The 21,055-nt window shown below is 59.0% G+C and carries 21 protein-coding genes; 8 read left to right on the top strand and 13 right to left on the bottom strand.

Going from position 1 to position 21,055, the window contains the following annotated elements; all coding sequences use genetic code 11:
- The first annotated feature begins 7 nt into the window (after nucleotides 1–7).
- The 3 genes from G6Q29_RS11595 (at nucleotide 8) to G6Q29_RS11585 (ending at nucleotide 2,841) form a co-directional block, all read left to right on the top strand.
- Nucleotides 8–697 (top strand): GntR family transcriptional regulator, encoded by a 690-nt coding sequence (locus tag G6Q29_RS11595; RefSeq protein ID WP_165465708.1) that lies wholly within the window; start codon nucleotides 8–10, stop codon nucleotides 695–697.
- Nucleotides 698–945: 248 nt separating this feature from the next.
- Nucleotides 946–2,265 (top strand): NAD(P)/FAD-dependent oxidoreductase, encoded by a 1,320-nt coding sequence (locus G6Q29_RS11590; RefSeq protein WP_165465707.1) that lies wholly within the window; start codon nucleotides 946–948, stop codon nucleotides 2,263–2,265.
- Nucleotides 2,266–2,337: 72 nt separating this feature from the next.
- Nucleotides 2,338–2,841: a DedA family protein gene (locus G6Q29_RS11585; protein WP_165465706.1), complete on the top strand. Its 504-nt coding sequence runs from the start codon at nucleotides 2,338–2,340 to the stop codon at nucleotides 2,839–2,841.
- 48 nt (nucleotides 2,842–2,889) lie between these two features.
- On the opposite strand, the gene G6Q29_RS11580 is transcribed toward G6Q29_RS11585, so the two are convergent.
- The gene (locus G6Q29_RS11580) at nucleotides 2,890–3,684 is read right to left on the bottom strand and encodes an SDR family NAD(P)-dependent oxidoreductase (protein ID WP_165465705.1); all 795 of its coding nucleotides are present in this window, start codon (nucleotides 3,682–3,684) and stop codon (nucleotides 2,890–2,892) included.
- 125 nt (nucleotides 3,685–3,809) lie between these two features.
- The gene (locus G6Q29_RS11575; protein ID WP_047650821.1) at nucleotides 3,810–4,253 is read right to left on the bottom strand and encodes a winged helix-turn-helix transcriptional regulator; all 444 of its coding nucleotides are present in this window, start codon (nucleotides 4,251–4,253) and stop codon (nucleotides 3,810–3,812) included.
- Nucleotides 4,254–4,406: 153 nt separating this feature from the next.
- On the opposite strand from G6Q29_RS11575, the gene agp reads away from it, so the two are divergent.
- Nucleotides 4,407–5,648 carry a bifunctional glucose-1-phosphatase/inositol phosphatase gene (agp, locus tag G6Q29_RS11570; protein ID WP_165465704.1) on the top strand — a complete coding sequence of 414 codons (1,242 nt, stop codon included), beginning with the start codon at nucleotides 4,407–4,409 and terminating at the stop codon, nucleotides 5,646–5,648.
- 32 nt (nucleotides 5,649–5,680) lie between these two features.
- On the opposite strand, the gene G6Q29_RS11565 is transcribed toward agp, so the two are convergent.
- Together G6Q29_RS11565 and wrbA are read right to left on the bottom strand one after the other, a co-directional pair.
- The gene (locus G6Q29_RS11565) at nucleotides 5,681–5,908 is read right to left on the bottom strand and encodes a YccJ family protein (protein ID WP_006809324.1); all 228 of its coding nucleotides are present in this window, start codon (nucleotides 5,906–5,908) and stop codon (nucleotides 5,681–5,683) included.
- 18 nt (nucleotides 5,909–5,926) lie between these two features.
- Nucleotides 5,927–6,523 carry an NAD(P)H:quinone oxidoreductase gene (gene wrbA / locus G6Q29_RS11560; RefSeq protein ID WP_165465703.1) on the bottom strand — a complete coding sequence of 199 codons (597 nt, stop codon included), beginning with the start codon at nucleotides 6,521–6,523 and terminating at the stop codon, nucleotides 5,927–5,929.
- 391 nt (nucleotides 6,524–6,914) lie between these two features.
- Here wrbA and G6Q29_RS11555 point away from each other — a divergent pair, with 391 nt between their 5' ends.
- A complete protein-coding gene (locus G6Q29_RS11555; protein WP_001273664.1) occupies nucleotides 6,915–7,085 on the top strand; it encodes a general stress protein in 171 nt (56 codons plus the stop codon).
- Between the two features lie 116 nt (nucleotides 7,086–7,201).
- A complete protein-coding gene (locus G6Q29_RS11550) occupies nucleotides 7,202–8,122 on the top strand; it encodes a DMT family transporter (RefSeq protein ID WP_165465702.1) in 921 nt (306 codons plus the stop codon).
- Nucleotides 8,123–8,232: 110 nt separating this feature from the next.
- Here G6Q29_RS11550 and rutG read toward each other — a convergent pair whose 3' ends face one another.
- From rutG to rutA, 7 genes are read right to left on the bottom strand one after another with little or no spacing between them, the layout of a single operon-like run.
- Nucleotides 8,233–9,555 (bottom strand): pyrimidine utilization transport protein G, encoded by a 1,323-nt coding sequence (gene rutG, locus G6Q29_RS11545; protein ID WP_165465701.1) that lies wholly within the window; start codon nucleotides 9,553–9,555, stop codon nucleotides 8,233–8,235.
- A 21-nt stretch (nucleotides 9,556–9,576) separates the two neighbouring features.
- Nucleotides 9,577–10,071 carry an NADH-dependent FMN reductase RutF gene (gene rutF / locus G6Q29_RS11540; RefSeq protein WP_165465700.1) on the bottom strand — a complete coding sequence of 165 codons (495 nt, stop codon included), beginning with the start codon at nucleotides 10,069–10,071 and terminating at the stop codon, nucleotides 9,577–9,579.
- A gap of 13 nt (nucleotides 10,072–10,084) precedes the next feature.
- On the bottom strand, nucleotides 10,085–10,675 hold the full coding sequence (locus tag G6Q29_RS11535; RefSeq protein WP_165465699.1) for a malonic semialdehyde reductase: 591 nt from the start codon (nucleotides 10,673–10,675) through the stop codon (nucleotides 10,085–10,087).
- A 9-nt stretch (nucleotides 10,676–10,684) separates the two neighbouring features.
- Nucleotides 10,685–11,485 (bottom strand): pyrimidine utilization protein D, encoded by an 801-nt coding sequence (gene rutD / locus G6Q29_RS11530; RefSeq protein WP_165465698.1) that lies wholly within the window; start codon nucleotides 11,483–11,485, stop codon nucleotides 10,685–10,687.
- 7 nt (nucleotides 11,486–11,492) lie between these two features.
- Nucleotides 11,493–11,879 carry a pyrimidine utilization protein C gene (gene rutC / locus G6Q29_RS11525; protein ID WP_032608979.1) on the bottom strand — a complete coding sequence of 129 codons (387 nt, stop codon included), beginning with the start codon at nucleotides 11,877–11,879 and terminating at the stop codon, nucleotides 11,493–11,495.
- Nucleotides 11,880–11,890: 11 nt separating this feature from the next.
- Nucleotides 11,891–12,580 (bottom strand): pyrimidine utilization protein B, encoded by a 690-nt coding sequence (rutB, locus tag G6Q29_RS11520; RefSeq protein WP_165465697.1) that lies wholly within the window; start codon nucleotides 12,578–12,580, stop codon nucleotides 11,891–11,893.
- The gene (rutA, locus tag G6Q29_RS11515; protein ID WP_165465696.1) at nucleotides 12,580–13,671 is read right to left on the bottom strand and encodes a pyrimidine utilization protein A; all 1,092 of its coding nucleotides are present in this window, start codon (nucleotides 13,669–13,671) and stop codon (nucleotides 12,580–12,582) included. Before rutA ends, rutB begins: the two co-directional genes overlap by 1 nt.
- A gap of 244 nt (nucleotides 13,672–13,915) precedes the next feature.
- Here rutA and rutR point away from each other — a divergent pair, with 244 nt between their 5' ends.
- A complete protein-coding gene (gene rutR, locus G6Q29_RS11510; RefSeq protein ID WP_165465695.1) occupies nucleotides 13,916–14,554 on the top strand; it encodes an HTH-type transcriptional regulator RutR in 639 nt (212 codons plus the stop codon).
- A 52-nt stretch (nucleotides 14,555–14,606) separates the two neighbouring features.
- Here the strand turns inward: rutR and G6Q29_RS11505 are convergent, their stop codons facing one another.
- Together G6Q29_RS11505 and putA are read right to left on the bottom strand one after the other, a co-directional pair.
- On the bottom strand, nucleotides 14,607–14,999 hold the full coding sequence (locus G6Q29_RS11505; RefSeq protein WP_165465694.1) for a lysozyme inhibitor LprI family protein: 393 nt from the start codon (nucleotides 14,997–14,999) through the stop codon (nucleotides 14,607–14,609).
- Between the two features lie 100 nt (nucleotides 15,000–15,099).
- Nucleotides 15,100–19,062: a trifunctional transcriptional regulator/proline dehydrogenase/L-glutamate gamma-semialdehyde dehydrogenase gene (gene putA, locus G6Q29_RS11500; RefSeq protein ID WP_165465693.1), complete on the bottom strand. Its 3,963-nt coding sequence runs from the start codon at nucleotides 19,060–19,062 to the stop codon at nucleotides 15,100–15,102.
- A gap of 422 nt (nucleotides 19,063–19,484) precedes the next feature.
- Here putA and putP point away from each other — a divergent pair, with 422 nt between their 5' ends.
- Nucleotides 19,485–20,993 (top strand): sodium/proline symporter PutP, encoded by a 1,509-nt coding sequence (gene putP / locus G6Q29_RS11495; RefSeq protein WP_165465692.1) that lies wholly within the window; start codon nucleotides 19,485–19,487, stop codon nucleotides 20,991–20,993.
- Nucleotides 20,994–21,055: the final 62 nt, after the last annotated feature.

The following is a 21,055-nucleotide window of genomic DNA, read 5'->3' as shown; positions in this document are numbered from 1 at the left end:
GGCGGGAATGAGAACGGGGAAGGCTGCGCTGTATGAGGATCTCAAGCGCCTGATCTTAACCATGGAACTGGACCCGGACGCGCTGCTGGATGAAGCCAGCCTGACTGCGCAATACGGTCTTTCGCGCACGCCGGTGCGCGAAGTTTTCCAGCGTCTGGCCGGGGAAGGGTATCTGGAGATTGTTGAAAAGCGGGGCGTGCGGGTGATCCCCATGAGCCATGCCACGCTGCGTAACTTCTTTCTGGTGGCACCGATGATCTATGCGGCCATTGGACGTCTTGCGGTCCAGCATTACAAGCCCGCGCAGCTAAAGGCGCTGAAGGAGACGCAGAAACGCTTTCGTAAAGCGGTCCAGAGCCATGACGCCGAAGCGTTAGCTCTGGAAAACAATCGCTTTCACGAGATCATGGGTGAGATGGCGGCGAATCCCTACCTGCAACCGAGCCTCGGTCGTTTGCTGATAGATCATTGCCGCATCGGTCACACCTTTTTCCGTCCGCAAAATGATGACATGGAGCGGCGTTTGCAACTGTCCGCCGCTCACCACGATGCGTTTATCGCCGCGCTGGAAGCACGGGATGAGCAGACCGTGGTGGATCTGGTGTTCGAGCACTGGGAGCTATCCCGGGAAAACATGGAGATCTTTATCGCGCCGCAGGGGCTAAAAGCCGACGAGCGCGTCCAGTCTACGGAATAAACCTGCCTGACACGACGCCTGCCGGACGTGCTGGCGGGCAAAAATCACCGAATCCATCCCCTCTGTCGCCGAGTACTCGGGGGCGTTTTTACGCCTGAATTAACAGTAAATTAACTATTTTTATACTTGTTGTATACATGAGATATACATCACGTATTCAACTTGTTTACCTGGCTACCATGACATCAGCAGCGCTTACGGATCCTCGCAAGCGAAAGAAAAAATGACAGCGTACTGGAGTAATCAACGTGCAAAAGATCACCTCTCTTCCTGCTGATGACGCCCTACCAGGGTGGTATCACACCAGTCCATCGCGCACCCCGCGTCCTGCCCACGTTGGGCAAAAACATGCCCGCTGGGCCATTGTGGGGGCCGGATTAACCGGGCTTGCCGCCGCCCGCCAGATGGCACTCAATTTTCCAGACGACGAAATCGTACTGATTGAGGCGCAGGAGGTAGGATACGGCCCGGCCGGACGCAATGCAGGCTTTGCCATTGACGTGCCGCACGACATCGGTGCCAAGGACTATATTGGCGATGTCACCACCGCCAGACTGATCCTCAAGCTCAACACCCTGGGACAGAACGTCCTGCGCGGCATCGTGGAGGAGCACGGCATTGCGTGCCAGATGTCCGAATCCGGCAAATATCAGGCGGCGGTGGGTGAGCAGGGCGTGGCGATCCTCGAAGCCTACCGCCGCGGTCTGGAGAAGATTGGCCGTGAAACGCAGATGATTGCGGGCAACGACCTGCCCGATCATATCGGCACCTCCTACTACAAACAGGCGCTTTATATTCCGGGGACGATCCTTCTTCAGCCGTCGGCGCTGGTGAAGGGACTGGCTGACAGCCTGCCGTCGAACGTGACGCTTTATGAATACACGCCGATTACCGCCATTAACTACGGCGACAGGGTGACGCTGGTGCATGACAAAGGCAGCATCACGGCGGATAAACTGATTCTGGCGAATAACGCGTTTGCCTCGCATTTTGGCTTTCTGCGCGGGCGTCTGCTGCCAACCTTCCTGTACGGCAGCCTGACACGCCCGCTGACGGCGGATGAACAGGCTCTGCTCGGCGGCAAACCGGTCTGGGGGGTGATCCCGGCGCATCCGTTTGGCAGCACCGTACGTCGGACGGTAGATAACCGTATTCTGGTGCGCAACAGCTTTAGCTTCCACCCGGACGGCCGCCCACGCGAGCAGCATCTTAAGAGTTTTATCGCTAACCACCGTAAGTCGTTTGAACGCCGCTTCCCGATGCTCGATAAGGTTGATTTTGAATATTCATGGAGCGGAGCGATTTGTCTGTCGGAAAACCATGAGGGTTTCTTCGGCCAGCTGGCACCGAACGTCTACGGTGCGCTGTGCTGTAACGGGCTGGGGATCACCCGGGGCACCGCCACCGGCAAACTGCTGGCGGATATGATCGCGGGCGAACGCAACGAGCTGATCGACTTCCTGACCGCCTCGCCGGGCCCGAACAAAACCCCGCCGGAGCCGTTCCTCTCCATCGGCGTCAACTCGGTGCTGAAATGGGGTCAATACCGGGCGGGACTGGAAGTCTGACCGGTTGAAACCTCATTTAAGATCGGTCGTTTCTAATAGCCTTTATGAAGAAACAACGATCCGGAGTGGGGTATGGCGTGGTTTGATAATCTGCTGGATCATTTTGCGCTCTATCCGGCACATCTGTTTGCACTGTTACTGGTGATGGCGCTGAGTAAATCGACGGTGCTGATCTCCTCCGTGCTGCCGCCCGCATCGGTGATGCTGCTGGCGGGTATCAGCGTTAGCCAGGCGAGCATGCATCCTGCGCTGGCGTGGCTGGCCGTGGTACTAGGGGCAACGGCGGGATCGGTGCTGAATTACCATATCGGCCAGCTAATGGGGCATACCCGGATGGTCACGCGCATCACGTCGAAGCATGCCGGTAAGTTCTTGCGGGTACAGCATCAGCTGCAAAAGAACGGTGTCATCGCACTGTTTACGTCGCGCTTTCTGGCGGTGCTGCGTTACATCGTGCCGCTGGCGGCGGGGATGCTCAGGCTGAACGCCGTCAAGGTCTACGCCGTCAGCCTGCTTTCCGCCTGCGCGTGGGCGGCGCTGTATGTCGGCATCGTCACCGGCATCACCGCCTTCTGAGTGACAAACTCTCTATTCCACCGTGTGAACGCCAGATAGAGCGCCGGGCTACGGCTTCACGTAGCGCGGTGCAGGAATGCCGGTGCGCGCGCTGTTGAACAGCTCAAGGCGCGCCGCTTCGTAGCGCTCCCACAGGCCAGCGTCATGCATCGGCGGGATGGTGATCGGTTCACCTTGATCCAGACCCGCCAGCGACGCATCCACCATATCGTCGGTGGTCATCACCGATCCTTCCGGCAGATCGTTCACCGTGACGCCGGAATGGCTCCAGATTTCTGTCGCCGTGGCGGCGGGCAGCACGGCCTGAATGCGCACGTTGCTGTCGGCAAATTCTTCCTGTAACCCACGGGTAAAGCTCAGTACCCACGCCTTGGTGGCGCTGTAGAGCGCGCTGCCGGCGCGGACGTGCAGGGCCAGCACGGAGGCAATATTGATCAGCGTGCCGCGGTTGTTCTGCGCCAGGCGGGGCAGGATGGCGTAGGTTAAACGCATCAGCGCCGTGGTGTTCAGGGTGTTGATGGCCTGATGCTGCGCCACCTCGCCCGCGAGGAATGGTGCCATCTGCGCGGTGCCCGCGTTGTTAATGAGCGTATCAATGGCGGTATTACGGCGCAGCTCCTCTTCTACGGCGCGGATCCCGGCTTCGTCGGTGAGATCGGCCACCAGAATATCGACTGCGACCCCGTAGCGCGCACGCAGGTCGGCGGCGAGGGTTTTCAGGCGATCCTCGCGGCGGGCGACCAGCACCAGGTTCGCGCCGCGCGCGGCAAGGCGATCGGCATAGACGGCACCGATCCCGGAAGAGGCGCCGGTGATCAGGGTGGTGGTGATTTGCGTAGTCATCGTGTGTTACCTCAAAGCAAAGGGGGACATTTGGTTTCAATATGAAACTTAATTAACTCTCCGCTATTTGGTTTTATAATGCAACCATGTTGGCGATCGTTTTGTGCTTTTGCCGTTGGGCACGATCAGGAGGGAAGTTTTGCCACGATCTCTTCCGGCGTCAGTTCGCGCCCATCGTCGGCGATAAGCGCCAGCTTGCGCAGGGGTTTGCGCTGTTCGGCATCAACCAGCACGGTGCCGCATTCGTTTTCCGCAAACAAAAATTCATTCCCCCACTGTGACAGGGCAACCAGCACGGTTTGCAGTGCACGTCCCTTTTCGGTCAGGACGTACTCCTGCCAGGCGCTGCCGTCGGACGCGGGCTGAAGCCGGAGGATGCCTTCATCCACCAGCAACTTAAGCCGCGTGGTCAGCATATTTTTAGCGATGCCGAGGCTTTTCTGGAATTCGCCGAAGCGTTTAATGCCGCGCAGCGCATCGCGAACAATCAGCAGCGACCACCAGTCGCCGATAATATCCAGCGAACGGGCGACGGGGCAGGTGCTCTCTTCAAGGCGGGTACGTTTCACAGCGAATTCTCCGGTGGGGTTTGGTTTTATTATAAAACTAATCGGCACACGCCGTGAGCACGTTAATCATCAGTTTGAGAAATGCTTCCCGAAAAACCTGTCACGAATCTGTCACACTCAGTGAGACATTAAAAAACGTGTGAGGAATTAGGGATGAGAAAAGCACTACTCGCAGTTGCCGTGGCAGGTACCCTTTCCGTGACCTTTGGCGCACAGGCGCAGGACACGCCGGACGGCTATCAGCTGGAACAGGTGCTCATCATGAGCCGCCACAACCTGCGCGCGCCGCTTGCCAATAACGGCAGCGTGCTGGAGCAGTCCACGCCGAAGCAGTGGCCGGAGTGGGACGTCCCGGGTGGACAGCTCACCACCAAAGGCGGCGTACTGGAAGTGTATATGGGTCACTATATGCGTGAGTGGCTGGCAGAGCAGGGGATGGTGAAGACGGGTGAATGCCCGCCAGCGGATACCGTCTATGCCTACGCCAATAGCCTCCAGCGCACCGTGGCGACCGCGCAGTTCTTTATCACCGGCGCGTTCCCCGGGTGCGATGTTCCTGTACATCATCAGGAAAAAATGGGCACTATGGACCCCACCTTCAATCCGGTCATTACCGATAACTCGCCTGAGTTTCGCGAGAAAGCGCTGAAGGCGATGGAGACGGAACGGCAGAAAATGCAGCTGGATGAAAGCTACAAACTGCTGGAACAGCTGACCAACTACGGCGACTCGCCGTCCTGCAAGGAGAAAAAAGTCTGCTCCCTGACGGAGGCGAAAGATACGTTCAGCGCCGATTATGAAAAAGAGCCTGGCGTATCCGGGCCGCTGAAGGTGGGTAACTCGCTGGTGGACGCGTTCACGCTTCAGTACTACGAAGGCTTCCCGGCCGACCAGGTGGCCTGGGGCGAAATCAAGACCGACCAGCAGTGGCGCGTGCTGTCGAAGCTGAAAAATGGCTACCAGGACTCGCTGTTTACCTCGACGGACGTGGCGCAGAACGTGGCTAAACCGCTGGTGAAGTACATTGATAACGCGCTGGTGACCGAACAGGCGAAGGCGCCAAAAATCACCCTGCTGGTGGGGCATGACTCGAACATCGCTTCGCTGCTGACCGCCCTCGATTTCAAACCGTACCAGCTGCACGACCAGCAGGAGCGTACTCCGATTGGCGGCAAGATTGTCTTCCAGCGCTGGCATGACAAAAATGCCAACCAGGAGCTGATGAAAATTGAGTATGTCTACCAAAGCTCAGAGCAGTTGCGTAACGCCAGCGTGCTGTCGCTGCAATCCCCTGCGCAGCGCGTGACGCTGGAGCTGAAGGGCTGTCCGGTGGATGGCAATGGCTTCTGTCCGATCGATAAATTCAATGCGGTAATGAACAACGCGGCGAAATAGCAGAAATCCCCCCGCACGGGCGGGGGGAAGGTTCAGACGTTTTTACGTTCGATGGTTTGCTCGCCCCAGAAGAGCGAGTCTTTGTCGGTTTTTTCGAAGGCGCGAACCAGCACTTCATCGTTGCCTTCTTCCCAAATCTGCTCAGCCAGCTTTTCGTCATAATTGGCGACTTCAAAGATAGCTTCGGCAATCTCCGGAGAGGTGTTGCGTAAACTTGCCCATTCGCCCACGTGGTGAGCTTTGGATTCTTGAGTTGGCATACATGTCCTCCTGTTGGGTTATCCGTTCAGTTTTTTGGCAAGACCTGCGACGTATTCACCCTGATAACGAGCGATTGAAAGTTCTTCATTGCTTGGCTGACGTGAACCATCCCCGCCGGCAATAGTGGTTGCACCGTACGGCGTACCGCCGCGCACCTGGGAAACATCGAACAGCTCCTGCGCGCCGTAGCCGATCGGCACAATCACCATCCCATGATGAGCAAGGGTAGTCCAGGTTGAGGTAATCGTCTGCTCCTGACCGCCGCCCGTGCCGGTAGAGCTGAACACGCTGGCAAGCTTGCCGTATAATGCGCCGGAGGCCCAAAGTCCCCCCGTCTGGTCGAGGAAGGTACGCATCTGGCCGGACATATTGCCGAAGCGGGTCGGGGTGCCGAAGATAATGGCATCATAGTCCGCGAGCTCCTGCGGCGTAGCGACCGGGGCGTTTTGTGCTTTCCCCCCGGCTTTGGCGAAGGCTTCCGCCTGCATGGTTTCCGGTACGCGTTTCACCACGACCTCAACGCCGTCTACTCTGTTTGCGCCTTCCGCAACTGCGTGAGCCATGGTTTCAATGTGTCCATACATGGAATAATAGAGCACCAGAACTTTTGCCATTTTGCATCACTCCTCGTTGGTTTTTCTTACAGCGGATCGCTGCGTTCCTTTAAAGATATGACATCACGGCCAGACTGCAAAAATGAACGGCATTTATTTGATATATAACAATATCTTTTGTTTACGTGCCTTGTAGCAAAATGAAACAACTTTCGCGGCGCGCATTTTTCAAAGTATAAGAACGGCTTATGAATGCCTTCTCAGATATTTCATACGAAAGGCTGAGATCATGTTGCAGAATATTACCTCTCGCTTGCCGGATAGCCGCATTACACTAAGCTTAGTTTCACGCGGCACAGATAAAGGCACTGTCCTTGAGCCGCGAGGTGAAAGAATCCTCTTTTACTGAATGCAATATGATGTCTAATGTTTCACACTCTGGAGGTTAGAGATGGCAAACCATCGTGGTGGTTCAGGTAATTTCGCTGAAGACCGTGAAAGAGCATCAGAAGCAGGTCGTAAAGGTGGCCAGTCTAGCGGGGGTAACTTTAAAAACGACCCTCAGCGTGCATCAGAGGCTGGTAAAAAAGGGGGCAAAAATAGCCACGGCAGCAACAAGTAGTACGCCGGGTTAACGCCCTGCCGCCGGGTTTCCCGGCGGTTTTTTTATGTCTGCTACATTGAACTGTAATGAAAGGCATCGCACACTACGGGATTGATTCTTTGTGCTGGTGTCCCATGTCCGTTTCCCGTTTTACCTTCTCCATTAAGCCTCAGGAAGCCATCCTGATTTTAATCACCATGTTCTGGGGCGGAACCTTTCTCGCCGTTCAGTACGCGGTCACGATGAGCGACCCGTTTTTCTTCGTGGGGCTGCGCTTTGCAACCGCGGCGGTTGCCGTGGCGCTTATTTCGCTGAAAACCCTGCGCGGTTTAACCCTGAGAGAGCTTAAAGCCGGTATCGCTATTGGTGTGGCGATTGCCATGGGTTACAGCCTGCAAACGTGGGGGCTCCAGTCTATTTCCAGCAGTAAATCTGCCTTTATCACCGCCATGTACGTGCCGCTGGTGCCGCTGTTGCAGTGGCTGTGCCTCGGCAAAATGCCGGGACTGATGTCGTGCATTGGCATTGTGCTGGCGTTCATCGGCCTTATTTTATTAGCCGGGCCGGAAAATAATCTGCTGGCGTTGGGGCCGGGGGAGATCATCACTCTGGTGGGGGCCGTTGCCATTGCGGCTGAAATTATTCTGATTAGCGCCTGGGCAGGGAAAGTGGACGTTAAGCGGGTGACCGTCGTGCAGCTTGCCACTGCGTCGCTGGTGGCGTTCGCGACGATGGTGCCGGCTGGGGAGACCGTCCCGCCGATGTCTACCGGGCTTATCGTCGTGGCGCTGGGGCTGGGCATTTTCAGCGCCATTATCCAGGTCACCATGAACTGGGCGCAGCGCAGCGTATCCCCGACACGGGCGACGGTCATTTATACCGGTGAACCGGTCTGGGCGGGTATTTTCGGGCGACTCGCCGGGGAGCGTCTGCCGCTGCTGGCGTTAGTGGGTGCGGCGTTTATTATCGCCGGGGTGCTGGTGAGTGAGTTAAAGCTCAGGAAGCGACGCAAGGCAGTTGCCGGGTTGGGTACTGAACAAGGGGCTGACAGCTGACAACGTACTTATTGTTCGTTTTGCCCGGCGGCGCTACGCTTGCGCGGGCCTACATGCTCATTGTAGGCCGGGTAAGCGTAGCGCCACCCGGCATGAAAGGTGAGCTTATTTCAGATTGAAGGGGTGATCGCTTCTCCTTGCGTATCTTCCCCTTTCCGACGGCTCAGCAGGGCGTTAAGCAGGATCGCGCCGAAGGTCGCCGTACCAATCCCACCAATTGTAAACCCGCCCAGCGTCAGGGCGAAATCACCCGCCCCCAGCACCAGCGTCACGGCCACCATGATCAGGTTACCGTTCTGGCTCAGATCAACATGGTTCTGCACCCAGATGCGTGCCCCCGCGACGGCAATCAGACCAAATACCACAATCGAGGCGCCGCCAATGACGGGAGCCGGAATGGTGTGGATCAGCGCGCCGAATTTCGGGGAAAAACCGAGCAGCATCGCCATGACCGCTGCCGCCACGAAGACCAGCGTCGAGTAAACTTTGGTCACCGCCATCACCCCGATGTTTTCCGCGTAGGTCGTCACGCCGCTACCACCGACCGAACCGGAGAGCATGGTCGCCAGACCGTCTCCCACAAACGCCCGGCCCATGTACGGGTCCATATTGCGCCCGGTCATTTCCGCGACGGCTTTCAGGTGGCCCAGGTTTTCAGCCACCAGAATCACCGCGACAGGCGCGATGAGCATCATTGCCTGAACGTTAAAGGTGGGCGAGGTTAACTGCGGCAGGCCAAACCAGGCGGCCTGGTGAATCAGCGTGAAATCAACCGGTTTGCCCAGCCCGAACGCGTTCGCCAGCAGCGCGTAAACCAGACAGGCCGCAATCAGCCCGACCAGGATCAGCAGCCGCTGGATCATGCCGCGCGTAAAGACCGCCACCACGCCGATGCACAGCACCGTTATCACCGCCATCCAGCTTTCAAACGGTGAGCCGGAAACGCTCTTTACCGCAATCGGCGCGAGGTTCAGGCCTATCGCCATCACCACCGCCCCGGTGACGACGGGCGGCATCATCCGCTCGATCCAGCGCGTGCCGACTTTCATCACCACCAGACCGATCAGGGTGTAGACCAGCCCACAGGCGATAATGCCGCCGAGAGCCACGCTCAGGTTGGGATTAATACCCTGACCGTTAAACCCGGTCGCTGCAATGACCACCCCAACGAAGGCGGCGCTGGAGCCCAGGTAGCTGGGCACGCGCCCGCCGGTGACAAAAAAGAACAGCAGGGTACCGATACCCGACATCAAAATGGCGAGGTTAGGATCCAGCCCCATCAGCATGGGCATCAGCACCGTCGCGCCAAACATCGAGACCGCATGCTGCACGCCCATCACCATCGTCTGCCCGAGCGGGAGCCTTTCATCCGGCGCGACCACGCCTTCTTCTGTGGAGGTCGATTTCAACTGCCAGTGGGGAAGTCCGAACATAATCTGTCTCCTGAATGCGGATTAACAGGCGGGTCGCATAAGCGCGTGATAGCCGCGGTCGAACCACACCAGCCCTTGCGGCGCCGGGTGGCGGATAATCGATACAATGTCGCAAAACAGAATGTCGTGGGTGCCGACGCTCACCACCTGGCTGATGCGGCAGTCGAATGAGGCCAGGGCCGCCTCCAGACGCGGGCAGCCCGTTTCCCCCGTCTGCCAGCGAGCGGCCGCAAAACGTTCTGCCATCGGCGTTTTACCGCCAAACAGGTTGGATAATGGCTCCTGTCCGGCGCTTAGCGTGTTAACGCACAGGCTGCGGTTCTCGTTGAAAATCGGCCAGACGGACGCGCCACGGTTGAGGCAAACCAGCAGAGTGGGCGGGGAATCAGTCACGCTGCATACCGCGCTTGCGGTAAAGCCCGCTATTCCCGCCGGGCCGTCGGTGGTGATGATGTTGACTGCCGCACCGACGCAGGCCATGGCATCACGGAACGTTTGTTGATCGAGTGTCGTCATGATGGCTCCTTATTTACGCCAGCCCGCAGGCGTCTTCGAAGGTCAGACGCGGTAAGCGCCCATAAACTGTGCTCATATCGCCATAGCCGATGTTAATCAGCAGATTACTTTTGAGCAGCGTGCCCGTGAAAAAGGCCGCATCTACTTTTTCCCGGTCAAAGCCCGACATCGGCCCGGTGTCCAGCCCCAGGGCGCGACAGGCGAAAATCAGATATGCAGCCTGCATTGAGCTGTTGCGAAAGGCGGTTTCTTCCGCCAGCGCGGGGCTGGAGGTAAACCAGCTCTTTGCATCGCCGTGCGGGAACAGCTCAGGCAGGCGTTCATAAAAATCGCTGTCCCAGGCGACAATCGCCGTGACCGGCGCGGCGAGCGTTTTCTCAAGGTTGCCGCTGGAGAGCGCCGGGCGCAGCTTCTCTTTTCCTTCCGGGCTTCGCACAAACACAATGCGCGCCGGGGAGCAGTTGGCGGACGTCGGCCCCCATTTCATCAGGTCATAAATCTCGCGCAGCGTCTCGTCGCTGACCGGAATATCCAGCCAGCCGTTATGGGTGCGTGCGCCGGTAAACAGCGTTTCCAGCGCGGCGGGCGTGATGGCTTCGCTCATTCAGGCTCCTTATAAAGCGGGTTCTGGGCTGTGCAGCAGGCTGGCAAGCCCGTTCAGCAGCAGAGTGTTAAAGGTGTCCGGCGCGGTCACGTTGCAGGCATGCCCGCCCTGGCGCATGACCGTTTTGCGGGCCTGCGGGAGTGCGGCGTGCAGTTCATCAGAACAGACGGACGGCACCAGCAGATCGTCGGTGGAACAGATAATCTGCACGGGGCAGCGAACGCGTGCAGCGTGGCGGCTGAAATCGGCCTGCTTCAGCGCATGCAGCCTGCGCAGCAGATTGGCTTTGCCCTGAAAATGGGCCAGCGCCAGCGCTTCTTCCGCCTCCAACTGCGGGGCGCGGGCGGCCATCCAGTCTGCCGGGTAGAGAAACAGCGGCTGTGCCTCTACCCACGCCTGCGCGCCGCCCGCATGCAGCAGACGTTCGCGAACGTCAAAACAGCGGCGGGTATGGGCATTGAGGGTCAGCCAGCCGTTGACGCAGACCAGCGCGGTGAGGGCGCCGGGCTTATCGATGGCCAGCCGTAGGCCGACCAGCGCCCCCAGCGCGTGGCCGACCACGCAGTAACGGGCGATCCCGGCCCCGGCTAACGCCAGCGCAAGCTCGTCGGCCATGTGTGCGAGGGTGTAGTCTTCCGGCAGGGTATCCGGGTTATTCCCCGTGCCCCGCTGGTCGTAGCACACCACCTGATACTCCTGCCCCAGCACGGCGAGCTGAGGCAGCCAGTAGCTCCCGCTGCCGCCAAGACCGGCAATCAGCACCACCACGGGCGCGTCCGCATAGGGGGGCGGGGAAATGGACAGTTTCATGGCTGCCTCACTTCGCAATGTGCGCAACGGTGGCAATTTCAACCAGCGCGTCCGGCTTTACCAGCCCGCACTGGATGCAAAACCGCGCCGGTTTATCGCCGGGGAAAAACTCCGCGTAGATCTCGTTAATCGCGGCGTAGTTTTTCCAGTCGGTGATAAAGATGCTGTTGAAGGTCACGTCCTCCATCGTGCCACCCGCCGTTTCGATCACGGTTTTGATCGTCTCCAGCACGTGGCGGGTTTGCGCCTTTGGGTCATCGATAAACACCACGTTGTTGTCTTTATCAAACGGCAGCGTGCCCGAGACATACACCACGCCGTCGGCGAGGGTGCCGGGGACAAACGGGGCAATCGGGGTGCTGGTGCCCGGCGGAATAATCACGGATTTCGGCATAGCGGTTCTCCTCAGGCGATGCGGGCGAGCGGGGGATCCAGCGCGTCGCAGAAATCATTGACGTTACTGACCCAGCCAAAAAAGGTTTCGATATTGAACAGGGCGGCTTTCTGGGCAAAATCCGGCCCGGCCTGATGGGTGGCATCCTCCAGCACCACCCCAAAATACTCGAGGAAAAAGCCGTCGCGCAGGGTCGACTCCACGCACACGTTGGTGGCAATGCCCGTAAAGATCAGATGACGAATGCCCCGGCTGCGCAGCAGGCTGTCGAGCGGGGTATTGAAAAAGCCGCTGTAGCGCGGTTTCGGCAGCACGATATCGCCAGCTTCCGGTACCAGTGCATCCACCAGCTGATAATCCCAGCCGCCTTTCGCCAGCAGCGTGCCCTGGAGTTCGGGACGTTGGCGCATGGTTTTCAGAGCGTTGGATTTGTGAAAGTTGGGTGAGCCGGGACCGCCAGCTTCGACGTACTGGTCGTCCCAGCCGTTCTGGAACCAGACGATCAGCATGCCCGCAGCCCGTGCGGCGCTCACGGCGGTGTTGATGTTCTCAATCACCGGCTGCGTGGCGGAGACGTCAAACCCGGCCAGATCCAGATACCCGCCTTTACTGGCATAGGCGTTTTGCATGTCCACTACGATCAGCGCGCTGCGCTGCGCGTCAAAGGTAATGGCTTCCGGGCGAGCGTGGAGGGTCGTCATTACGCCACCTCCTTCGTCACGGCAGGGATGTGGGCGCGGCACTGCATCAGCGGCTGAATGCGCTCGCCGAAGGTTTCCACGCCGGTGAGAAATTCATCGAAGGTCAGCAGCACGCCTTCGGCGCCGGGAACGGCAGCCACTTCGTCGAGCATTCTGGCGACGCTGGCATAAGAGCCAACCAGGGTGCCCATGTTGATATTGACGGCAGACGTCGGGTCGGCCATCTGGCGAACGTTGGTGTCCGCGCCGGAGCGAGTATCCTTCTGGCTCTGCTCGGTAAGCCAGCTCAGCGCGTCGTCATCCGCGCCGTCCTTGTATCGTTCCCATTTGGCGCGCGCGGCGTCGTCGGTTTCGTCGGCAATCACCATAAACAGCACGTAGGAGCCTACGTCGCGCCCGGTTTTGTCGGCGGCCGCTTTCATGCGTGCCGCGGTAGGCGCGAAGGCGGCAGGGGTGTTAACGCCTTTGCCGAAGCAGAAGTTGAAGTCGGCGTATTTCGCCGAGAATTCCATTCCCGCGTCGCTCTGCCCGGCGCAGATAACCTTCATCGGCACCGACGGCTGCGGGCTGACGCGGCAGTCGTTCATGGTGAAGAAGTCGCCTTTGAAATCGCTTTTGCCGAAGCCCCACAGATCGCGCAGCACCTGCACATATTCAGTCAGGTAGTCGTAGCGACGGGAGAAGTAATCGTCCCCCGGCCAGATCCCCATCTGCTCGTACTCCGGCTTTTGCCAGCCGGTGACCAGGTTAACGCCAAAGCGGCCGCCGGAGATGGAGTCGATGGTGGAGGCCATCCGCGCCACGATTGCCGGGGGAAGGGTGAGCGTGGCGGCAGTGGCGTAGATCTGAATCCGCGAGGTGACCGCGGCCAGTCCTGCCATCAGGGTGAAGGACTCCAGGTTGTGATCCCAGAATTCGGTTTTGCCGCCAAAGCCGCGCAGCTTGATCATCGAGAGCGCAAAATCGAAGTGGTAGTGCTCCGCTTTCTGCACGATGGCTTTATTCAGCTCAAAGGTCGGCATGTATTGCGGGGCAGTGGTCGAGATAAGCCAGCCGTTGTTGCCGATCGGTACAAATACGCCAATTTTCATCACGAACCTCTCTTCATTACGTCGCAGGTGTCACGATGTTTTTGCAAAGGGAGTGCCAGTTTTGAAAATTACTTTAGTATTAATGTGTTAAGTGAAGTTGTGAAAATTAACAACGGAAAAGTGGACTAAGTGGTCAAAATCATTGCACAGAAAACAGGCGTTCATGCGCGCTGAGGGTGCAGAAGATCGTGGCGAGACGAGGGTTTTGCTATGCTGAGCGCAGGACAGAAAAAGGAGAGCGAAAATGACACAAGGCGCAGTGAAAACACCCGGTAAACGTTCACAGGCGGTGAGCGCCAAGAAACAGGCGATCCTCAGCGCCGCGCTGGAGACATTTTCGCAGTTTGGTATTCACGGCACGCGCCTTGAGCAGGTGGCGGAGCAGGCCGGGGTTTCCAAGACCAATCTGCTCTACTACTACCCGTCGAAAGAGGCGCTGTATGTGGCGGTGATGCAGCAGATCCTCGATATCTGGCTGGCACCTCTCAAGGCGTTTCGCGAAGAGCTGACCCCGCTGGTGGCGATAAAAGAGTACATCCGCCTGAAGCTGGAGGTATCGCGCGATTACCCGCAGGCATCAAGGCTGTTTTGTCTGGAGATGTTGCAGGGCGCGCCGCTGTTGCAGGCGGAGCTGACGGGAGACCTAAAGCAGCTGGTGGACGATAAATCGGCCATTATTGCCGGATGGGTCGCCAGCGGCAAACTGGCGCCCGTCGATCCGCATCATCTGATCTTCCTGATTTGGGCGTCAACCCAGCACTACGCTGACTTCGCGGCTCAGGTCGAGGCGGTGACCGGTAAAACGCTCCAGGACGAGGCGTTTTTCCAGAGCACCCTGGAAAACGTACAGCGGATGATTATCGAAGGGATCCGCGTGCGCTAGTTTCCCTCACCCTAACCCTCTCCCAAGGGGGAGGGAATAGTTCCGTGCCTCGTCAGCCCGGCGGGAGGGGACAGCTTAGGTCGCCCTCTTCACACTGCATCAGCGTGGACAGAAACGCTTCGCGCTCCGCGGTCTTCTCCGCCAGACACTGGTTCACAATCATTGGCTGAACGCTCCCGCCTTCCGTACCCGAACCGATAAACGCGCAGTCTGCATCCCGCAGGGTAATCCACGCCTGTTGCGCTTTTTTCAGCAGGTCACGTTGGGGGGGCGCCGCACGTTTGATGGCGGCCTGATACGTCTCGTTGAGCTTTTTATCGGCAGCCTGGTACTGCTGCGCGCTACAGGTGTTCAGTTCAAGCTGGGTGGTCGCGTTGTCGCACTCGTCGGCCAGCGCGCTGGCGCTCATGAGCAGGGCTGTACCTGCGAGAAATACTCTTTTCATCATCCCCTCCATGTAAAAAAGCCGGATACGCTGTGCTTATCCGGCCTGGGCTGTTTTGTTGCCCCGGTAAGCGTAGCGTCACCGGGGAGAGTTTACACGATTAACCGATGGTCATCAGGCTGGCGTTACCGCCCGCCGCCGCGGTGTTAACGCTGAGCGAACGCTCAACGTACAGGCGCTCCAGCAGCAGGTTGGTTTCCCCGCGCGCAAAGCCTTGCACCGAGACAATCGCCCCGCTGCGGGCCGCCACCTGCTCGCACAGTTCGCGCAGCTGGTCGGAATCACCGTGGTAGATCACCGCGTCAAACGGCTGGGCCAGCAGGGCATCGGCCTTCGCAAAGCGAATGCGGGCCGAGACCGCTTTTGGCAGCTGTTTGGCGAGATCGCGATGCAGGGCATCTTCCGGCCACAGCACCTCGCAGCCCGTCGCCGTCGCGGCTGCCAGCTGCACCAGCGCATCCTGTTCGTTATCCGCCACGCACAGCACACGCTCGCGCGGCATCAGCGTCCAGGTGTTGCGCTCGCCGGTTGGACCCGGCAGCAGACGCTGTGTTCCCGCCTGCGCCAGCTCGCCGTACTGCTGCGCAATCGCACGCAGCTCAGGACGCTTTTCAGCCCACTGAATCAGCGCGTCCAGCGGCTGGGTCAACACGGCTTTCACCTGCGCATCCACCGGATATTCCGCGTCCTGACGCGCCAGCGTTACGCCCAGCGCATTTTCCGGACGGTTTGCCAGCAGGCGGTACAGATAGAGCGGACCTCCCGCTTTCGGGCCGGTGCCGGAGAGACCTTCACCGCCGAACGGCTGCACGCCCACGACTGCGCCGACCATGTTGCGGTTGACGTACAGGTTGCCGACTTTGGCATTGCCGGTTACCTGGGCAATGGTTTCGTCGATACGGGTATGCACCCCGAGCGTCAGGCCGTAACCCGAGGCGTTGATCTGATCGATCAGTTCATTGAGGTTGTTACGGTTGTAGCGCACCACGTGCAGCACCGGACCGAAGACCTCTTTTTTCAGCTCGTCGAAGCTTGCCAGCTCAATCAGCGTTGGCGGCACGAAGGTGCCGGTCTGCCACTCGCGGGCATCTTCGCTGTTCTCGCGCACCGCCTGGAACACCGGGCGGCCTTTGGCACGCATGGCCTGAATGTGGTTTTCAATGTTGGCTTTGGCTTCCGCGTCGATCACCGGCCCGATGTCGGTGGTGAGACGGCCCGGGTTGCCCATGCGGCATTCCGCCATTGCGCCGCGCAGCATCTTCAGCGTGTGGTCAGCCACGTCATCCTGTAAGCACAGCACGCGCAGGGCGGAGCAGCGTTGGCCCGCGCTGTCGAAGGCAGAGGCCAGCACGTCAACAACGACCTGCTCGGTGAGCGCGGAGGAGTCGACGATCATGGCGTTCATGCCGCCGGTTTCGGCGATCAGCGGCGTTGGACGACCCTGCGCATCCAGACGGGTGGCGATGTTGCGTTGCAGCAGGGAGGCCACTTCGGTCGAACCGGTAAACATCACGCCGCGCACGCGATTATCGGACGTCAGTTTGGCACCTACCGTTTCACCGCGCCCAGGCAGCAGTTGCACCACGCCCGCCGGTACGCCCGCTTCCAGCAGAATGTTAATGCCCTGAGCGGCAATCAGCGGGGTTTGCTCCGCCGGTTTCGCCAGCACGCTGTTGCCTGCGGCAAGGGCGGCGGCAATCTGGCCGGTGAAGATCGCCAGCGGGAAGTTCCACGGGCTGATACACACCACCGGGCCGAGCGGGCGGTGGGTTTCGTTATCGAAATCATCACGCACCTGACCCGCGTAGTAGTGCAGGAAGTCGACGGCCTCGCGCACTTCGGCGATGGCGTTGCTGAAGGTTTTACCCGCTTCACGCACCAGAATGCCGATAAGCTGCTGCATCTGGTCTTCCATCAGCACCGCTGCGCGTTCCAGAATGGCAGCACGTTCCTGCGGTGGGGTGGCGAACCAGATTGGTGCGTTGTTCACCGCGCTTTCCAGGGCCTGCTCCACTTCCGCTTCCGTGGCTTCGCGCGCGTAGCCTACGATATCCTTCGGCTCCGCCGGGTTAATCACCGGCTGCATTTCACCGTCCTCAACGGACTGCTCAAGGATCGGCCTGGCCTGCCACTTCTGCAATGCGCTGTTTAGCAGGGCAGAAGAGAGCGACGCCAGACGGTGTTCGTTGGCGAGATCCAGACCCGCCGAGTTGACGCGACCTGCACCATACAGCTCGCGCGGCAGGGCGATCTTCGGATGCGGCAGACCAATCTGGCCTTCCTGCGCCGCCATCTTCTCTACGGCCTGCACCGGATCGGCCACCAGTTCGTCCAGCGGCAGCGTGGCGTCGGCGATGCGGTTAACGAAGGAGGTGTTCGCCCCGTTCTCCAGCAGACGACGTACCAGGTAGGCCAGCAGGGTTTCGTGGGTGCCCACAGGCGCATAGATGCGGCACGGACGGTTCAGTTTGCCGTCGGCCACTTTACCGGTCACCTGTTCGTACAGCGGTTCACCCATGCCGTGCAGACACTGGAACTCATACTGGCCCGGATAATAGTTCTGCCCGGCCAGGGTGTAGATCGCCGCCAGAGTATGGGCGTTGTGGGTGGCGAACTGCGGATAAATCAGGTTCGGTACGCCGAGCAGTTTTTTCGCACAGGCGAGATAAGAGACGTCGGTGTACACCTTACGGGTATAGACCGGATAGCCCTCCAGACCTTCCATCTGGGCGCGCTTGATTTCGCTGTCCCAGTAAGCGCCTTTCACCAGTCGGATCATCAGACGGCGACGGCTGCGGCTGGCGAGGTCGATCAGGTAATCAATGACGAACGGACAGCGTTTCTGATAGGCCTGAATAACGAAACCAATCCCGTTCCAGCCCGCCAGCTCCGGCTCGAAGCACAGTTTTTCCAGCAGATCGAGGGAAATCTCCAGACGATCCGCCTCTTCGGCGTCGATATTGATGCCGATGTCATACTGGCGCGCCAGCAGGGTCAGGGACTTCAGGCGCGGGTACAGCTCTTCCATCACGCGGTCGTACTGCGCGCGGCTGTAGCGCGGGTGCAGGGCGGAAAGCTTGATGGAGATGCCCGGCCCTTCATAAATACCGCGACCGTTGGACGCTTTACCGATGGCGTGGATCGCCTGCTGGTAAGAGACCATGTAGGCCTGCGCGTCGGCGGCGGTCAGCGCCGCTTCGCCCAGCATGTCGTAGGAGTAGCGGAAACCTTTGTCTTCCAGCTTGCGGGCGTTCGCCAGCGCTTCGGCAATGGTTTCACCGGTGACGAACTGCTCGCCCATCAGGCGCATCGCCATGTCCACGCCTTTGCGGATCAAAGGCTCGCCACTCTTGCCGATGATGCGGTTCAGAGAACGCGACAGGTTGGCCTCGTTATGGGTTGAGACCAGCTTGCCGGTAAACAGCAGGCCCCAGGTGGCGGCGTTAACGAACAGGGATGGACTGCGGCCAATGTGGGAGTGCCAGTTGCCGTTGCTGATCTTGTCGCGGATCAGTGCGTCGCGGGTGGCTTTATCCGGGATACGCAGCAGCGCTTCCGCCAGACACATCAGCGCCACGCCTTCCTGGGAGGAGAGGGAGAACTCCTGCAACAGACCCTGCACCATACCGGCACGTCCGCTGGCGGTTTTCTGGTTACGCAGCTTGTCGGCGAGCTGATACGCCAGGCTGTGCGCCTGGGCGGCAACGGCTTCCGGCAGGCGCGCCTGCTCCAGGAGCATCGGTACGGCGTCGGTTTCGGCACGGCGGTAGGCGCCGGTAATGGCGGCGCGGCTGACGGACTGCGGCAGGATCTGCTCGGCAAATTCCAGGAACGGCTGGTGGTTCTCTTCAACGGCCGTCGCGGCCTCTTCGCTTTCGTTCGCTGCGCCCGCCAGCAGGGCAGGCAGCTCCGGCAGACCTTCTTCACTCTCCAGTCTTTCCAGATAGTTAAAAATCGCCTGCTTGATTAACCAGTGCGGTGTGCGGTCGATGCGTGTCGCAGCGGTTTTAATCCTTTCGCGGGTAGCGTCATCCAGCTTAACCCCCATGGTGGTCATCCCCATGCCAAAACTCCTGTTGTTCTGTAATAGCGTTCTGTTGATAGCGTGAAATATCCACCATGTTGCAACTTTGTGCAACCGTGTTAAATGTGACCTGGTCTGCAAGCTGGAAAATGAATGGATTGTTAACGATTAGTTAGCTGTGGAAAAGGACGTGCGGCCGTTTCTGAGCCCAGTTTTTATGCGGGGCTTAACACTTTTTGAAGGTGCAACCCGTAAAAGCGTGAGCGAGTGCAACCTATAGGAAAGACGTATAAAACCAGGGATGAAATTCATGTAAATGCAGTGTTAAATCGTTTGTCAGTGGGATGCGTATACGGCAGGATAGCGCGCCCAACGGAAACACATACACACATCACTACGTTCCGGTGATGACATAACAAGGCAACCCGGACGGTTGTCGCTCGACATTTTGGAGAATTTGAATGGCTATTAGCACACCGATGCTGGTGACATTTCTCGTTTATATTTTTGGCATGATCCTGATAGGGTTTTTGGCATGGCGTTCCACTAAAAACTTTGACGACTACATCCTCGGCGGGCGCAGCTTAGGCCCGATGGTTACCGCACTCTCTGCGGGCGCTTCCGACATGAGCGGCTGGCTGCTGATGGGGCTGCCGGGCGCGATTTTCATCTCCGGTATCTCCGAAAGCTGGATCGCCATTGGCCTGACCGTTGGCGCGTGGATCAACTGGAAGCTGGTGGCAGGCCGTCTGCGCGTGCATACCGAAGCCAACAACAACGCCCTGACGCTGCCGGATTACTTCACCGGACGCTTTGAGGATAACAGCCGCATTCTTCGCATTATCTCCGCGGTGGTGATCCTGCTGTTCTTCACCATCTACTGTGCCTCCGGCATCGTGGCGGGTGCGCGCCTGTTCGAAAGCACCTTCGGCATGAGCTATGAAACGGCGCTCTGGGCCGGTGCGGCCGCAACTATCCTCTACACCTTCGTGGGCGGATTCCTGGCGGTAAGCTGGACCGATACCGTGCAGGCGAGCCTGATGATCTTCGCCCTGATCCTGACCCCGGTGATTGTCATTTTCACCGTCGGCGGCTTTGGTGAATCGCTGGAAGTGATCAAGCAGAAGAGCATCGAAAACGTCGATATGCTCAAAGGTCTGAACTTCGTCGCCATTGTCTCCCTGATGGGCTGGGGCCTGGGCTACTTCGGTCAGCCGCACATTCTGGCGCGCTTCATGGCGGCGGATTCTCACCACACCATCGTTCACGCGCGTCGCATCAGTATGACGTGGATGATCCTGTGTCTGGCGGGGGCGTGTGCGGTTGGCTTCTTCGGCATTGCGTACTTCAACAACAACCCGGCGCAGGCGGGCGCGGTGAACCAGAACGCCGAGCGCGTGTTCATCGAGCTGGCGCAGATCCTGTTCAACCCATGGATTGCCGGTATCCTGCTCTCTGCAATCCTCGCGGCGGTAATGTCCACCCTGAGCTGTCAGCTGCTGGTGTGCTCCAGCGCCATCACCGAAGACCTTTACAAAGCCTTCCTGCGTAAGGGCGCGAGCCAGAAAGAGCTGGTGTGGGTAGGGCGCTTTATGGTGCTGCTGGTTGCGCTGGTGGCCATTGCGCTGGCGGCTAACCCGGAAAACCGCGTGCTGGGTCTCGTGAGCTACGCATGGGCGGGCTTCGGTGCCGCATTTGGTCCGGTGGTGCTGTTCTCTGTACTGTGGTCACGCATGACCCGTAACGGCGCGCTGGCGGGGATGATCATCGGTGCGGTGACCGTTATCGTCTGGAAACAGTTCGCGTGGCTGGGCCTGTATGAAATCATTCCAGGCTTCATTTTCGGCAGCATCGGCATTGTGGTGTTTAGCCTGCTGGGTAAAGCGCCGTCTGCCGCCATGCAGAAACGCTTTGCGGAGGCGGACGCGCACTATCACTCAGCGCCGCCGTCTAAGCTCCAGGCTGAGTAATTTCCCCCTCGCCCTAACCCTCTCCCCGCCGGGGAGAGGGAATAGTCCTTTCACCTATGTGA

Origin of the sequence: Enterobacter cloacae, from assembly GCF_011078175.1 — a bacterium.
GTDB classification, from domain to species: Bacteria; Pseudomonadota; Gammaproteobacteria; order Enterobacterales; family Enterobacteriaceae; genus Enterobacter; species Enterobacter cloacae_Q.
The sequence above is the reverse complement of the archived record's forward strand: the minus strand, read 5'-3'. Positions and strand labels throughout refer to the sequence as shown.